The sequence below is a fragment of the Neolewinella aquimaris genome (genome assembly GCF_014197245.1).
Taxonomy (GTDB): Bacteria; Bacteroidota; Bacteroidia; order Chitinophagales; family Saprospiraceae; genus Neolewinella; species Neolewinella aquimaris.
Map to the genome: position 1 here is coordinate 239,412 of NZ_JACIFF010000007.1, position 15,936 is coordinate 255,347.

General features: G+C 46.2%; 12 protein-coding genes. All 12 read right to left on the minus strand.

What is annotated here, in order from left to right; genetic code table 11:
- Nucleotides 1-55: 55 nt before the first annotated feature.
- Nucleotides 56-931: an IS1 family transposase gene (locus GGR28_RS14175; protein WP_183496466.1), complete on the minus strand. Its 876-nt coding sequence runs from the start codon at nt 929-931 to the stop codon at nt 56-58.
- A 139-nt stretch (nt 932-1,070) separates the two neighbouring features.
- Nucleotides 1,071-1,913, minus strand: a complete 843-nt coding sequence (locus GGR28_RS14180; RefSeq protein ID WP_183496467.1) for a sulfotransferase family protein — start codon at nt 1,911-1,913, stop codon at nt 1,071-1,073.
- Between the two features lie 279 nt (nt 1,914-2,192).
- Nucleotides 2,193-3,308: a glycosyltransferase family 4 protein gene (locus tag GGR28_RS14185; RefSeq protein ID WP_183496468.1), complete on the minus strand. Its 1,116-nt coding sequence runs from the start codon at nt 3,306-3,308 to the stop codon at nt 2,193-2,195.
- A gap of 508 nt (nt 3,309-3,816) precedes the next feature.
- The gene (locus tag GGR28_RS14190; protein WP_183496469.1) at nt 3,817-5,313 is read right to left on the minus strand and encodes a lipopolysaccharide biosynthesis protein; all 1,497 of its coding nucleotides are present in this window, start codon (nt 5,311-5,313) and stop codon (nt 3,817-3,819) included.
- Between the two features lies 1 nt (nt 5,314).
- Complete coding sequence (locus tag GGR28_RS14195) at nt 5,315-6,724, minus strand: hypothetical protein (protein WP_183496470.1); 1,410 nt, start codon at nt 6,722-6,724, stop codon at nt 5,315-5,317.
- On the minus strand, nt 6,721-7,653 hold the full coding sequence (locus GGR28_RS14200) for a phosphoglycerate dehydrogenase (RefSeq protein WP_183496471.1): 933 nt from the start codon (nt 7,651-7,653) through the stop codon (nt 6,721-6,723). The genes GGR28_RS14195 and GGR28_RS14200 overlap by 4 nt, the downstream gene beginning before the upstream one ends.
- 45 nt (nt 7,654-7,698) lie before the next feature.
- Nucleotides 7,699-10,065 (minus strand): GumC family protein, encoded by a 2,367-nt coding sequence (locus GGR28_RS14205; protein ID WP_183496472.1) that lies wholly within the window; start codon nt 10,063-10,065, stop codon nt 7,699-7,701.
- 23 nt (nt 10,066-10,088) lie between these two features.
- On the minus strand, nt 10,089-10,883 hold the full coding sequence (locus tag GGR28_RS14210; RefSeq protein ID WP_183496473.1) for a polysaccharide biosynthesis/export family protein: 795 nt from the start codon (nt 10,881-10,883) through the stop codon (nt 10,089-10,091).
- 16 nt (nt 10,884-10,899) lie between these two features.
- Entirely contained in the window at nt 10,900-11,634 is a 735-nt protein-coding gene (locus GGR28_RS14215) for a tyrosine-protein phosphatase (RefSeq protein WP_183496474.1), read from the minus strand.
- Nucleotides 11,634-12,734, minus strand: coding sequence for an NAD-dependent epimerase (locus GGR28_RS14220; protein ID WP_183496475.1), 1,101 nt, complete (start codon nt 12,732-12,734; stop codon nt 11,634-11,636). Before GGR28_RS14220 ends, GGR28_RS14215 begins: the two co-directional genes overlap by 1 nt.
- 70 nt (nt 12,735-12,804) lie before the next feature.
- Nucleotides 12,805-14,145: a nucleotide sugar dehydrogenase gene (locus tag GGR28_RS14225; RefSeq protein WP_183496476.1), complete on the minus strand. Its 1,341-nt coding sequence runs from the start codon at nt 14,143-14,145 to the stop codon at nt 12,805-12,807.
- Between the two features lie 45 nt (nt 14,146-14,190).
- Nucleotides 14,191-15,891 carry an ABC transporter ATP-binding protein gene (locus GGR28_RS14230; RefSeq protein WP_183496477.1) on the minus strand — a complete coding sequence of 567 codons (1,701 nt, stop codon included), beginning with the start codon at nt 15,889-15,891 and terminating at the stop codon, nt 14,191-14,193.
- Nucleotides 15,892-15,936 lie beyond the last annotated feature (45 nt).

The window sequence follows — 15,936 nt, forward strand, 5'->3', positions numbered from 1 at the left end:
GCCTTAAAAGTTGGAGAGTGAATTATTGAGTAGTTTACTGGCACACACATACATTTTAATTAGGGGGTATATCAGATGTAAGGCTAAAAGCCCAAGTTAGCAGTGTATTAGAAGTAATGGTAGAGTTCTTTAAACTATGAGTATTTGCTAAGGGTTCAACGTCGGGCACCATTACTTGTGATACACCGCCGCCCAAGTTGAACTGCCAGAAGAAGTAGCCGATTGCGGCCTCGTGCTTCTCCCATTTCCTTGAAAATGATAGGGATCGTCGGACCAACCTACTGACCCTCGCCCGAAAGGTGGCGAAGATTCCTTCAATGTTCTGGGTATGAGCCTTACCTACCACATGCCGATCCGGCGGAATGATGGATCGGTAGGCTTCCCAGTAGTCGGTAGCAAAGGTGCAGTACTGGCGGTAGCGTGCCGGAATCTTGGTCCAGAGCGCCGCAGCAGCATCTTTGCCCCGGCCACCGATATGGAAGCAGATTACCTGCGGGTCCAACGGATCGTAACCCACCCAGATCCATGCCTTGGCCTGCTTCGTGCCCACAAACGACCACATTTCATCCGCCTGGAAGCCCAGTATCTTTAGCGTTTGCCCACCCTTGAGGTGGTACAGCTGGCGAGCGTCCAGGTCCTGCGATGTCTCGGCCCAGATGCTGACAGCGAAGTTGAGCATCCACACGATGCTAATACCTAACACCCGACAGATACCTCTCAGACTGATGCGTTCGCTCAGCAGTCGACGGGTAACTTCGCGAAGACCATCTCCAATCGTGTGCTGGTTGTCCAGCACAAACTGACGCCGACAGTCTTTGCACTTATGGTTTTGCTTACCGTAGTGGGTAAAGCCATTTTTCTTTACCTTCGAAGAGTGGCGGTTTGGGCAAATGATCATCTTTAACAGCTTGGTCGCTTTAAAAATAATCAAATCCTAAGCTGCCACTTTCTTATACCCCTGAACCTTACATTTTATACATTGCCTTTAATTAGTGTAATGGCAAGTGAAACATTAATGATATAGTGTGACACTAAATCATAGCTCCATATCTCAAAACAATTTAGCATAGTTACTTGCGAATTAAATGCCACGATTGAGGTGGCGTATATCCGAGACTAACTAAACCCTCAACTTCTTTCCGATACATATCTTGAAGATACTGCTTCACCTCACTAGATACATTGGGTGAATAAGGGGGAAGAATCATGTTGAGCTTTTTGTTCAAGGGCTTTAGTAAGGGGAAGTAGTAATTCAGCAGAAGAGTTAGCTTTGCGTTACTGTGATAGTTTTTCCGTTCATTCATTTTTGGAAATTCAACATCACCGTTTATATCAAGAAAATTACATACTTTCTTCAGTCCGTTAGTATAATTAAGTTTAACATCATCTTCATAAAAGAGACACAATAGCTGTTCTTTTGGAAAAACATCTAAGTATTTTAATATATTTGAATAATACTTTCCCCCATTGAAAACACCAAAAGACTCAGCTCGCCACACTGAATCGCCGAGGACAAGTTGGTCAATTGAAACACTAGGAGAGACTCTTCGAGATCTGTACATATGTTGAATTGCTGACAGTGCACGATCCACTGGATTCCGCATTATAAGAATCAATTTTATATCTGAATTGTATTGAAAAATTCTTTCGTGTGTAAGTTTCGATGTTTTAGAATTTTTATCACTAATTACGTCGAGATATTCAGGAGTTTTTTCTCCAATTATTCTCCCCCCCTCCTTGCAGCTTACGAGCTGATCGTGATACCACTCAACTCCCTTTGTGAAATTTTCATCAGAACTAAAAAAGTGTAGTTCTTTAGATGGTAAACACAATTCTGGGTGATTTTGCAGATTGTATAGCAACCAAGTTGTCCCGGCCTTTTGCGCTCCAATAATTAGAAATTCAGCTTTCATTGTGTAAGTTTGATTTGATTAGTAGAAGTTAGGTTAACGAAGGGTTGTTACAAATATATGTACCGCTTGAAATTCAAGTTTTTCCTAAAAATTTATTTTACTGCCTAACTAAAATTCACATTAATCGATGGGTTCAATATAACTAACTAGAGGCAGTGTTATATTTAGAAGACAGACACTTATAACAACACACCCCCTTTTGAACTTAATTGCACGCGTGTCATATGCTTCATTTCAATTGTTCGTCGAATAACCACTATATCTAATGTGGTACATGACTTACGAAAAAAACAGTGAAAATACTTTTTCAGCTCTTTTGTCCCATGTATATTTCTCGTTAAATGTCTTTAATGCGTTATCAGCTAGTTGTTTTCGATTGATAGGATACAATGCTAGTTGCTCAATTGCAGACTTCCATTGATCTATGTCATCAGGATTTATTAGTAGTCCATCAAATTCATGGGTTAGTATACAAGAAATTACCGGTAAATCAGAAGCTATAATTGCAGTCTGGCTCGACATATATTCAAATATTTTAATTGGGGACATGAAATCTACAATATTTTCTCCACTATTAACTGTTATTGTACGCTGGTAAGGCGCTAATAGAACATCACACTGTGCCCGAAGAGAATATGTATATCGATGTTCAATATGGCCGTAGGATATAAAGTTATCAGGGACTTCACCTAATGCTTCAATTGTTTTATCATTTCCGCCGGCGACATGAAAGGTATACTGTGGCAGTTGTTTCGCTAAGTTCAGTACGAAGTCACCTCCTTTTCCTTTATACAGCGAACCAATATATCCAATGTTTAAATTAGGGCCAGATTTAAACGGCGCAAAATTTGGGAATTCACAAGGAACTGAAGCTCCATTCTGCGCGCTTAAAAGCACACGATCAGCAAATCTTTCCTTTGCAAAATCATTCAGCAATTGTGTTTGCATTCCTGGGGAATTGAATGTTAAGACTTTTAAAGCTTTCCAGCGTAACAGCTTATCAAACATTATTCTCCCGGCAATTGACTTTTCCCAAATTTTACCATGAATATCAATTCCAGAATTGTTCTTAAGGTTGCTGAAAGACAGAAAACTAAAGCATCTTAGGGAACGGCCGTAAAATATGTCTTTAGGATTGGCAACCGCTATTAAATATAAAACGACCTTTAGTGCATATAGGTAGAGAGACCCTGCGGATGCTGGTACCTGAATCTGCTTAATAGCAAAATTACCAGCTACTGAGTAAAATTCAAATATTTCTTGAGAAGATGCAGCTACTCTTCCAAAAACGGGTACAATCAACTCGACATCAGATCCTAATCCTGCAAGTGCTTGACACATTTTCACAGTATTTACCGAGTTAGCTGCACTTGATGGTAAAGAAGTATCTGCCAAGTAGTAGATCTTTGAATTGAGAGTCATATTACTAGGATTTTACGATAGAGTATTGTCGAAGCCAATAACATCAACATTTGCGTAAAGCAATTAAGCACCAGAAAAAATAATTAGAATCACTCCTCTTGAAGTTATTGTAAACAATATTGATGCTCATGATGGCTTGCAAAGTTTGACACCAAAACTAAATTAAATACACTGTTATTTTACAAACATTCACGTACTATATTAGCACTACAAGCGTAGGTAGGTATAATTACTTTATTGAATTACAATAAAACTATCTAAATAAGCTAGATTAAACGAAACAATACCAAAAAGAGATGTAGATGTAAATGATAATTCCTCTTATAGTGAGGAAACTATAGTTTAAACTTTATAATTTATTTTTTAGAAATTATAGATATAGAGTATTTGGACAATATTTTCAATTCGTCCTTCACACTGGTAGTAATATTGAAAAACAAGAGCATGGTACCATGTGTACCCATACATCTATGTTTGCGAATTAATCGAAAAACTTTTTCATTTTTAGCCTAGCACTCTGTGAAGCAAAATTATACAGCTCCCCTCCATTTTTTCCTATGAAAAAGCTGGGGGCTATGTAAGCACTGACACTTACACATAAAACCACTAGCGCACTGGTTATTCCCATTACGACAATTGAATTGGAAAACATAGCATAAGCAATATTAGAAGATATGTAAGCAGTCAAAGCAACCAAAATAAAAATTGGAAGAGAAGAGATAGTTCTAAGACACACTTGATGAAAGGAGAAAACTTTTTCTTTAATGAGCCAACCTGTCATTATCAGAAAGTTTGTAATTATTGCAAACGTCGTTCCAACGGCGACTCCAGTTATTCCATATTTAGAGCCTATCACCGAACCGACGGTAACTAAAGAAAAATAAATTCCTTGAGTGATCGCTAAATATTTTGTTTTGCCAGTAGACTTCAAATATACGTCTCCTATTTTGTACCCAATACGAAACACCATGCTCAACAGTAGTATCCTCAAAGGATTGGTTGCCTCTAACCATTTATCTCCAAGGAGAACTGAAATAATTTCTGGCGCCATAACGAAACAGAAACCTGCGAGGGGTAGCACAGTAAGGAAAACCAGTTCATAGCTCTTATCTAGAGCTGTAGACATCCTATTTTCATCATTTTGTATGCTAGACAAACTTGCAAAAAGCACTTTATTCATAACTGTTCCTGCCACGTTATTGGGTGCATTCATTAAAGCATACGCTCTGCTATATAATCCTAAACTATCTCCTCCCAACATTCTTCCAACGATTACATAATCTATTTTTCTAGCACCGAAATTGAGTAAGGCAGCTAAAGTAAAACTACCTCCATAACTTAGTAATTGCCGTAATGCTAACAGATCGATTGACAATCTTCGTACTGGTGGTTTTATCGAAACTAAAAGCAAACAATAAATAGCTGCCTCAATTACTGTTGCCCAAACTAAAGCCCAAACGCCGAATCCTCCCACTGCTAGGGCGATTCCAGCTATGCCATAACCGATGAAATAGGAAACTAAATCAAGACCAGCTAGCTTTTTAAACTTCAGAGATCGTTGTAACAAGCTGTAAGATATCTGGGAAAACGTTCGCAATGGGAAAATCCATACTAAAGCATTTAAGACCATAGTAAGATCAGCTAAACCGTAAAATCTAGCGATGTATGGGTTTATGTAGTAGAACAGTGCGACCAACACTAATCCCAAACACACCGAGAATGTGAGTGCTGTTTGCTCGTGTCTGGGTTGTAAATCCTTCATCTGAATTAGGGCTGGCCCGACGCCCATCTCGTAAATCATCTCGGTAAAAAGGATAACTACCATTGCGGCGGCCACTAAACCAAAATCGCTGGGATTTAGTAATCTGGCTAGTACAGCTACTACCGCAATCTGGATTACGGCTTTAATGCCCGAGCTGCCGCCAAGCCACATAAAGCCGCTGAGAGTTTTTCCGGTCAATCCTTCTTGTTGCTTCATTCTACTGGTTGACCATTTTTACCTCAATGTCAGTTTGAGGTCCTTTTCGAATCAACCTCAAAACTGAAGCTTCATCTAAACCTTCAAATTTCCAAGATCCACGTTCCTTTACGCTTACGCCAATTGTATTAGGTATAACCCCAAATCGATCGTCAAAATCGCAGAATATAAAACTCACATTGACCTTTTGATCAATTGCTCTTGAGTATTCACTTGAAATTAGTTGCCCTTTTAAAAATGTTCCATGGGCCAGAAATTTATTATTTATAAATGTCGCTGTAAAGTTTTCTCCATATTGCGGGGTGGGTCGAATTCCTCTGATACGTCCTTCCTTGTCGGGTGAAAAAATCCAGGTTACATCGTCAAAAATCATTTCTTTAAGCCGGAACAATCGAGGGTCTCCGACCTTATTAAAGGTACAATGAGTAAACTGCCCCTGCATTTGGTAGAGCGCTACATTTTCCTTCACTTGAACATTCTCACCCTGGATGACGGTCGAGTAACCTTTAGCTGCCATATCCAGAATTGCGACTTCACTATCATATACCGTCCAGATGGATAGCTGGGATTCTGGCTGGTGACGGGGAGCATTCGCGTAGTTTTCCTGTGTTGATTCCTCCAACTCTAGACGGTGCAGGGAACAATTTGAAATCTCTACGCGCTCCGCGGGACTACTAAAGGTAATCGATCCCCTTTTGGTACTTACCCGGTTCACTGTTGTCACCTTGTCAAAATGGATCGACGCGATATTTGGCTGGAAGTAACCCCGGGATATCCAGATACCATCAGCGTAGCCCTCATTTCTAATAGCTACATTTCTTACGGTGACATTTTCAAATGCAACGTAGACTCGACGTCCAGCGAAGCGCCCTTCCAGCAATTCTCGGCTACCGGCAAAACCAAGCATTGCGCTGTGTTCGACCTTATCGCCCGGCTGAATGGATTGTGCTTGCATGTTACAGTCGATCGTGAGATTCTCAATAGTGAGATTTCCCTTGATCAAGACTGTGTACAGAAAAGTCGATCCGTCTTTATCCACCCATTCTTTCCATTCGCTCGAATTCAGTTCGGCGTCGGTTGGCATGGCGGGCTCAAAAAAAGCACCGAAGTAGAAATCTTTCCCACTTCCAGTGCCTAAGCTATTTTCCGGCCGGCGGATGATTGTAGAGTCGATACCCTTACCGCTGATAGTAAGCCGATCGCCGGCAATTGCCATACGGTGGTTTTTCTTCCCATCCGTAAGCCACACTCCCGTACCCAATTTCAACGACTTCTCGCCTTTCCCTACGGCACGAATAACTTCATCATTGAAGGTCACACCTAGTGAATCAGAAACGGGCGCGGCAGTAGTCCGGCACGCCATCATTGATAGAACGTTCACCAGCAGCACCAGACCAAATAGTCGACTCATTCCCTTCCGTAAAATTTACGGAGATGGGTAATGGCACTCATGCCCATCGCTTCCACTGCCTCAATAGCGTTGCCGCCAATATGGGGAGTATTCATCAAATTTGGCACCTGCAACAGATTTGGGTTTTCGGGTGGCTCCTCTATATAAGTATCGAGCGCAGCTCCTCCAAGTTGACCGCTTTCCAGGGCAGCAATAAGATCCTTCTGGTGGACAATGCCCCCCCGCGCGGTGTTAATTACAATTGCCCCCTGCTTCATCCGTGAAAATGCCTCTGCATCCAGAAGATTGCTAGTTTCGGGGGTCAGTGGCGTATGTACTGTAACGAAATCCGCCTCGGCGTAGAGTTTATCCAGGGATACTTGGCGTACACCCTGCATTTCGCAGAAATCCCCTAGGTCAAGGATATCATTCACCAGAATTGTACACTTAAATGGTTTGAGCAGTTCCACCAAGTCCTTACCAATGTATCCGCATCCGATAATTCCTATAGTTTTACCGGTGAGCTGAAAACCACCATTTTTACGCCACTTGCCTTGTTTTAGCAAATTGCTGGTTACGTAAAGGTTTCTTCCAAGCGACAACATAAATCCGAGTACCATTTCTGAAACGGAGCGGCGGTTGACACCGCCCGTCCAACCAATCTTTATTCCCTTTCTTTTGCAGTGGTCCAAATCGATGTTGTTAAGGCCAACACCATATTTGGCGATGATCTTCAGATCGCGGCAGGCATCGATAGTACAAGCATCCATTTGCTCCAGTCCAATGACCAGCGCTTCGGCATCCTGAATATAATCGATAAGTTCTTGACCAACGAACCGAGTACCGTCTAAATTTAATTTAGCCCCAGGAAATGACTTGAGGATTTCCTTCTGTAGCACCGGATGGGTTGAAAATGATGGCGAGGTAACCGCCAATTTGAGGTCATTCATTTATTTACCTGTTTGATTTAATAACTGGCTTGGTAACCAATCAATTCAACTGTAATATCCCCCATAGCCGTAGCCATATCCGTACCCATAGCCGTAGCTGTTACCATAACCTACTCCCATCTTCAGGCCGTTAAGGACCAAGCCGGGATTTGGAAGTTTGTTGTTACGCTTTATGTCATCAATAATCTGCAACTGATCAATTTTCGTTACGCCGAATCGAGCAACAAAGATCGATATATCAACGTGGTCCCTTAACAACAGTGAGTCTGCGACCAAGCCTACCGGGGGCGTGTCAATTATGATGTAGTCGAACTGCTCCCTTAACTGCGAAATCATATCTTTGGCACGTGGAAGAAGAATTAACTCCGCTGGATTTGGAGGGATGACGCCACTTCCAATATAGAATAGATTATCAGTAGACTCCGCAGGATGTATGATTTCGTCCAATGTCGCGTTGCTCGTGAGGTAATTGGAAACACCCTTATTGTTTTGATCCCAGTTGGGGTTCAGGTATGATGCAAGTTTAGGTTTCCGCATATCCATTCCAACGAGCAGTACCCGGTTCCCAGAAATGGCTAGGGCAGCTCCAAGATTGCAACAAATGTAAGTTTTTCCTTCTCCGCTCATGCTGGAGGTGACCATTATGACTCTATTCGTCCCCCCCTGCATTAAAAACTGCAGATTGGTTCTCAACATTCGGAACATCTCGGCACTGGCTGATCTGGTATCTTTTGAGATTACTACCTGCTCCGTTCCCTTATTATCCATAATTTGACCCAAGAAAGGGACCGAAGTGAATTCCTTTATTTGAGCTGCTGACTTTACGGTGTTGTCCAATACTTCGGTTGCCGCGGCAATACCGAAGGGAAGAATTATCCCTAGGATCAGAGAGAGTCCATAAACTTGAATGGGCCCGAAGGAAGTGGATTGATGAAGCATAGGCTCCTCTAGTACCCGGATATTGGATATCGCTGCCGCGCTGGAGAGTGCACTTTCTTCCCGGCGCTGTAACAGGAAAAGATAGAGTTGCTCACGGATTTCCTGTTGTCGCTCTATTGCCATCAGGCCCCGTTCCTTACTTGGTATAGTCCGAATTTCCTGAAATAATTTTTCATTTTTCCGGGTAAGTTCCCTAATGCTTCCCTCGATTTCGCTTCTGGCTTTCGAAATGGCAGTAAGCATAACATTACGAAGTTCCCTAATCTTGTCCTCTACCGATATTAGCACCGGATTGTTAGGGCGGGCGGATAATAATAACTTATCCTGCTCCACCAGCAACTGATTATACTGGTCGATAAGGGGTGTCAGACTAAGGTTGTTGACGCTCAGGCTGTAAGGAATGTACCTTAGACTATCACCCGTTTCCTGCTCAACGGACTGACGGATTTGATCTACGGCAACGAGTTCGATCTGGAGATTGGCTAGGGCTTTGTCGTTTTCTTGAATCCGAGTAAAGTACCCTTCCAGTTCCCTTGCCGTGCCGCCTACAATATCGTTGGCAATTACGTAAGATTCAGCAGCGGCTTCCACTTCGTCTAGTTCCTGACCCAAATAATTTAGGCGGTCATTAACAAAATTGGTCGTTTTACGGGCAACCTCATTCTTTTCGGTGATGGTCATTTGATCATACCGACTAATCACCCCGTTTATAATGTCGATCGCGCGATCCGGCACCGGATTCATCATTGATAACTCCAGCAATTCCGACTTATTCACTGTCGATATCAGTAGGTTACTACTGTATTTTCGGGCGGTAAGGACGGGGTCATGAATGGTGACCGTAACTTCATTCTTGAAACTCGAATTATCGGGTACCGCATCGAGTGTTATGCTCCCGTAAGGTAAAAACAGTTTTTCACCTAATTTCCCGCTTGTCTCAAATTCATCGCCGGATCGAAGCGTGAAGGAGTTTCCATCATCTGCGAGTGAAACAATAAGTTCACGATTGTAAAGCTTGTTGTCCGGCCCCTTTTCGTATTCGACTACATCAAACGGTCGCTCGCTCGGATGGTATAATTCATCATTGCGAATATTTCCTTTGACCACGTACTCAATCTCTAGGTTTGCCGAATCGACAACCGATTTCATGATCGCATACGACCCTAATATCTCGATTTGGTTAGACATATTCATCGAGTTACTAGAGACGAGATTACCCTGTATCCCGGTGGTGATGTCGGCAACGGCCTGATCTTCCGGACTTTCTTTGATGTAAATAACGCTCTTTACCTGATAGGTCGGCACATAGTACCTCAGGTAGAGATAACCTAGAAACAGGGTAGAGGCAGGGACCAAAATAAACAGGTACCATAGCCGAAGTGATCTCGCCCATACAGATTGGAAACCGATGGACTGCTGAAAGGAAGCCCCAGCCTCGGCAGCTTCAGAATTACCGGTATGTAGTTTTTCCAAAATGAAGTTTCGTATTAATACGGTTAACGAGTGGCGGCAAGGATGATCGCCACGAAAGACAGCGCTGCGGTTCCGTATGAAATTAAGCGGCTTGCGGGATCGGCAATGGTTGCCACCCGCGATTCTAGCGGTTTGACGTAGATTACGTCATTCTGCTGCAGGTAGTAATAAGGAGAGGAGAAGATTTCGTCGTCCTGAAGATTGAGTTTTCCGTAGGTACGTACTCCGTCCTGCTCCCGGATGACTAGCACCTCGCTACGATCGGCGTACAGGGTTAAATCGCCAGCGTTGCCAATGGCCTCCAGAATTGAAATACGCTTGTTGGTCAACCTCAAACTGCCGGGCAGATTGACTTCCCCCAGGACCGTGACTTTAAAGTTCAAAAAACGGATATTCACGACGGGATCCGCCAAGAAGCCTTCTAACTCTTCTAAAATTTGTCCCTTAATCTCCTCCAGCGTTTTTCCCACGACGTAGAGCTTACCCAGCCCCGGAAAATCAATATTCCCTTCTTGGTCGACGAAATATCCGGTGGAGAGCTCGAGTTGCTCCGGACTCTGGCTGGCCCCACCGGTCTGGCCACCACTCCTTGACTGATCTACATTGAAGGGCGCTGCGGCTTCCATATTCAGGCTGGTCACCGTGATTCGCAATAAATCCTCAGGTTGAACCTTAAGGTTCATTGAGTTCTCGATGTTCTGTGGGCTTAGTTGGGAAAGGTCCGCCTCATCAAAGCTTACCAATTCCCCGTACGAAACGCAGGAGGAAACCGTGAGCGCGGCAACGATAAGACTTGACTTCAATAGGTTAGCTAGCATCGATAATCTTTTGTTTCTATAAAGTGCGGTTGCCCCACTGAGTCGAAGTCAGTATTCGAGACGCTTTTCTATTAATGGTCATTGACCGAATATTCTCTAGGTGATCCATATTGTGGGCATCCGTACCCGCATAAGCAATTAAACCTGCCTTGATCAAGTCCTTCGCGGCCCGCTGCACCCGACTCCCGTACATTCCTGAAAGGGAGCCCAAATTGATCTGTAGCTTTATTCCTTTACCGACGAGATCCGCCAGTTCCTGCTGATTCTGGTGGTAGTAATAATACCTTTCCGGGTGAGCAAGTACTATTTTGTAGCCCTTTGCCTGCAGCACAAAAAGAATGTCGTCACGTTGGGGTGGTGGGGCTACAAAGGAATACTCGATCAACACTTGATTTCCAGGAAGCGTCAACAAGTCATTCGTTTCAATGAGGGAGCCAAAATTCTCGTCGACTAAGTATTCCGCCGCTGCGTCAAGTTCAATAGGTATACCGCGACGCTGAACTTCTTCACGTACACGGCCGAGAACTGTCCGAATTTCTGCGGAAGTATTAGGGTATAGATCACTCATCACATGGGGGGTCGCGATGAGCTTTTTGTACCCAAGTAGTTTGAGCCGCTCAATCATTTCAATACTTTCCTCCAGCGAAGAAGCGCCATCATCGATGCCGGGCAGCCAGTGGGCATGCATATCGACGCGTAAAAAACCGAAGTCCCCTACGGTTTTACCTTTTCGCTGAAAGAAGCCAAACACTACTGCTTTTTTTGATCGGTGATTGCACCTGCGTCCGCGCCCTGATCCGTTACGTAGCCATAGTACTCGCGGTACCAGTCCAGGAAATTGCGGATTCCGTGCCGGATGTGGGTTTCGGGCTTGTAGCCAAGATCGTCCATTAGGTCCTGCACGTCGGCGTAAGTGGCGGGTACGTCACCAGGCTGTAGATCCATCATGTTCTTCTCCGCCTTTTGACCCAGTTCCTCTTCAATGGCCAAGATGAAGTCCATCAGTGTCACCGGATCGTTATTGCCGATGTTGTATACCTTATAGGGTGCCTTAGAGGTCGAGGGATCGGGAGATTCACCCGTCCATTCGGGGTTGCCTTTCGGCGGATTCTCAATGACTCGTTTAATCCCCTCCACTATGTCGTCCACGTAGGTGAAGTCACGCACCATATTCCCGTGGTTGAATACCTTAATGGGTTCTCCCTTAAGGATGGCTTCCGTAAAGAGGAAGAGGGCCATATCTGGACGTCCCCAAGGGCCATACACCGTAAAGAAGCGCAAACCGGTGGTGGCCAGCCCGAAGAGATGACTGTAGGTGTGCGCCATGAGCTCGTTGCTTTTCTTGCTGGCGGCGTAGAGCGAAATGGGGTGGTCGACGTTATCACCCGTCGACAGCGGCATTTTCTCGTTCAGTCCGTACACACTCGAACTGGACGCATACGCCAAGTGCTTCACGACATGGTGGCGGCAAGCCTCCAGAATATTCGTGAAGCCGATAATGTTGCTATCGATGTATGCCTGGGGGTTGATCAGGCTGTAGCGGACGCCGGCCTGAGCCGCTAGGTTAACAACGGTTGCGAATTTTTCGGCTTCGAAGAGCTGGTTCAAACTTTCCCGATCGGTGAGATCAAGCTTAATAAAACGATATCCCGGTTGAGTGGTACTCTGAACGAGTTTACCGTACTCAATCTCATTTTTATCGATGCCGGCCTCGGCTAGGCGGCTGTACTTTACATTAATATCGTAATAATCATTGATCACATCTAGTCCAACGACTTCCTCGCCATCCCGAAGCAAACGCTGAGACAGGTGAAAGCCGATAAAGCCCGCAGTTCCGGTAATGAGTATCATAAATTGGTATTGGGTGAGGAATGAATATTAAGCGATCGTACGAATGGCAACTGGTGGGGCGACCGATGGATCAGAGCCGCCAGATCTCCTCGCCGTCCTGCAGTTCCGCACGATCGTAAAGACCCTTCAGGTCAAACAACAACAGGTTATCCCGGCTCAACTCGCGGAATTTGTCGAGGGTAAAGGACTTAAATTTGTCGTGGGAGACCGCCACTACGATCGCGTCGTACTGCTTCCCAACCTCCTCGACCATCGTAAGGCCGTACTCGTGGGCGATCTCGTTGGGGCTGGCGTAAGGGTCGTGGAGTTGGACGTTGACGCCAAAGTCCATGAGTTCCCGAACGACGTCGACCACCTTCGAATTCCGAATATCCGCTACGTTCTCCTTGAAGGTGACGCCGAGCACCAGCACCTTGGCTTGCTTCGGGTTCTTGTTTGCCTTAAGGAGTGCCTGCACCAGTTCCTTGGCAATGAAGGCGGGCATGCGGTCGTTGATGCGGCGACCGCTGGCGATAACCAAGGGATCGTAACCCATCTTCACGCTCTTGTGTAGCAGGTAGTAGGGGTCGACGCTGATGCAGTGCCCACCGACCAAGCCGGGACGGAAGGGCAAAAAGTTCCACTTCGTACCGGCGGCTTCCAACACATCCTGGGTATCAATACCCATCTGACGAAAGATGATGCTCAGTTCGTTGACGAAACTGATGTTGACGTCGCGCTGGCTGTTCTCAATCACTTTGGCGGCTTCGGCCACCTTGATACTCGCGGCTTCGTAAATGCCCGCAGTGATGATGTCGCCGTAAATACCGGAAACCACCTTAAGGGTCTCGGGGTCGCTGCCGCTGACGATTTTGAGGATTTTGTCAACGGTGTGTTCCTTGTCGCCCGGATTGATTCGCTCCGGCGAATAGCCTACGGTGAAGTCTTCCAGGTAGGTCAGTCCGCTCTCCTCCTCCAGGAGGGGCACACAGTCCTCCTCCGTGCAGCCGGGGTAAACGGTTGATTCGAAAACAACGATGTCACCGGCACTCAGGGCTTTTCCTACGGAACGCGATGCGCCGAGGAGGGGCCTTAAGTTGGGTGTGCGACTCTCGTCAACGGGGGTAGGAACGGCCACGATGTGGAAGGAGGCTTTTGCGAGGTCTACCGGATCGGAAGAGAAAGTGATGTCCTTGTCGTCAAAGGCGGAGGCCTCTAACTCCTCGCTGGGATCCTGTCCGTTGCGCATCATCTCTACGCGCGGAGCGCTGATGTCGAAGCCGATGACCCGGAACTTCTTCGCAAGCTCTAGGGCCAGGGGAAGACCTACGTATCCGAGTCCGACTACGGAGATGGACTTTTCTTTACTGCGGTACGCATTGAGTTCCCGCTGGGCGTTGATCTGGGTAGTGGTTCCGTTCAAAGTAGACATTGTAAGATGAGGGTTGACGAAGATGAGGCTTCCGGGGAAATTTGTTTAAACGGCCTGGAGGGCGACCATCTTGCGAAAGTCACCCGAACTTTTCAGCAAATTGGCAAAGGTATCGACTTCGTGGTCCCCGCCCACCCGCAGAAAGACAATCTTGTCGACTTTTCTCAGGGTAGATAGGCGGTGAGCGATTACGATCAGGGTAAGGGTCCCAGCCAGGTGATCGATATTGTCCTGAATCAGTTTTTCACTCTGACTGTCGAGGGCGGAGGTAGCCTCGTCCAGAATAAGTATATCGACCTTTCTGTACAATTCGCGGGCAATTGCTATCCGCTGACGCTGTCCGCCGCTTAAGTTGATGCCATTGATGCCGATCCGGGTGCTGATTCCATCCGGCAGGGATCGTACGAATTCGGCAGCGTGAGCCAATCGAAGTGCTTCCCAAACAGGCTCATCGTTTTTGTCACTGCCGTCCCACAGCGCAACGTTATCGTGGATGGTGCCGCTGAATACCTGAGCCTCCTGCGTTACGTAGCCTATGCGCCGACGATAATCCTCCTTGACTATTTCGGTCACGTCTACCCCGTCGACCCGAATCATCCCCGCGGCGGGCTGTAGCAGGGCGGTAACTAAGTTGACCAGTGTGGTTTTTCCACTACCGCTTTCTCCGGCGATACCAATGGTGTCGTACTTATTGATTTGTACGGATAAGTCTTTCAGTACCTGCTTGTCGCGGTAGCGAAAATCAAGATGACTCACCTCGATCCGATCCCGCAGCCCCGTGAACGGCTTTGAGCCGGGGGGCTCCTGCCCCCCCTTCATCTCTTCGGTGAAGGCGATGAGGTTGCCGATCGATCCGGAGTACCCTAAAAACTGGTTGTAGCAGCTCTGTACCGCCGTGATGGACGTGAGTGCCCGGTAGAAAAAGAGTAAACTCAGAATGATCAATCCGATACCCTCTCCGAACACCATCAACTGCACGAATATGGCGGTCACAACCACGAGAACGATTAGGGGTTCGCGAACGGCGTAAGTGACGGCATTCATCAGTCCGATCCGTCGTTGCTGCGCTTCCGCTTCTCGTATGGTGGTGCTCACCTTCCTGCTGAATCGTTCAAGCAATCCGGTAGCCTTGAGGTACTTGAAGGACGCCACACTCTCGATCAGTAGCCCCTGATAAACGTTCATACCCCGGCTGATCGCACTGGATGCCGCTCTCGTGGTTCGGTTGATCCACTTGAACGCCACGTTGGACAACAGCCCTCCTACCACGACGATGGCGGCAAACCTGGGGTTCGCCAAATAAGCCAGCACGGCGTACACGATCGTCATGACCAGGTACTGCAACAGCTGAAAGTAGTTGAGGTAGGCCTGATTCACACGGACCACCTCACTACTGAGGGTGTTCTGAATGGTGCCGGAGTGTGCGTCCGCGAATTTGCCGTAACTGGCACCTACCAGCAGGTTTAGATTTCGCAATCGCAGTGCATTAGCAAAGCGCTGTTGAAGGATAACCCGGTAATAATCCAGTCCGAACCTGGCGACTCCCTTCAAAGTGAAGAACATGAGCAGAAAAAGCAGCACCGTAGTCAAATCCGGTCGGAACCCGATCGCCTCGATGTGTTCCAGGATGAAGCCCATTTCCCCGGTTCGTTCCCCCGTGGCCATCGAACCGTTGCTCACCAATTGCAGGAGTGGTAAAAACATCGCCAAACCGAATCCATCCATGATGGCTACCAACAAGCTCATCACCAGTGAGTAGATGACGTGATGACCGAGATAGCCATAAAAGAA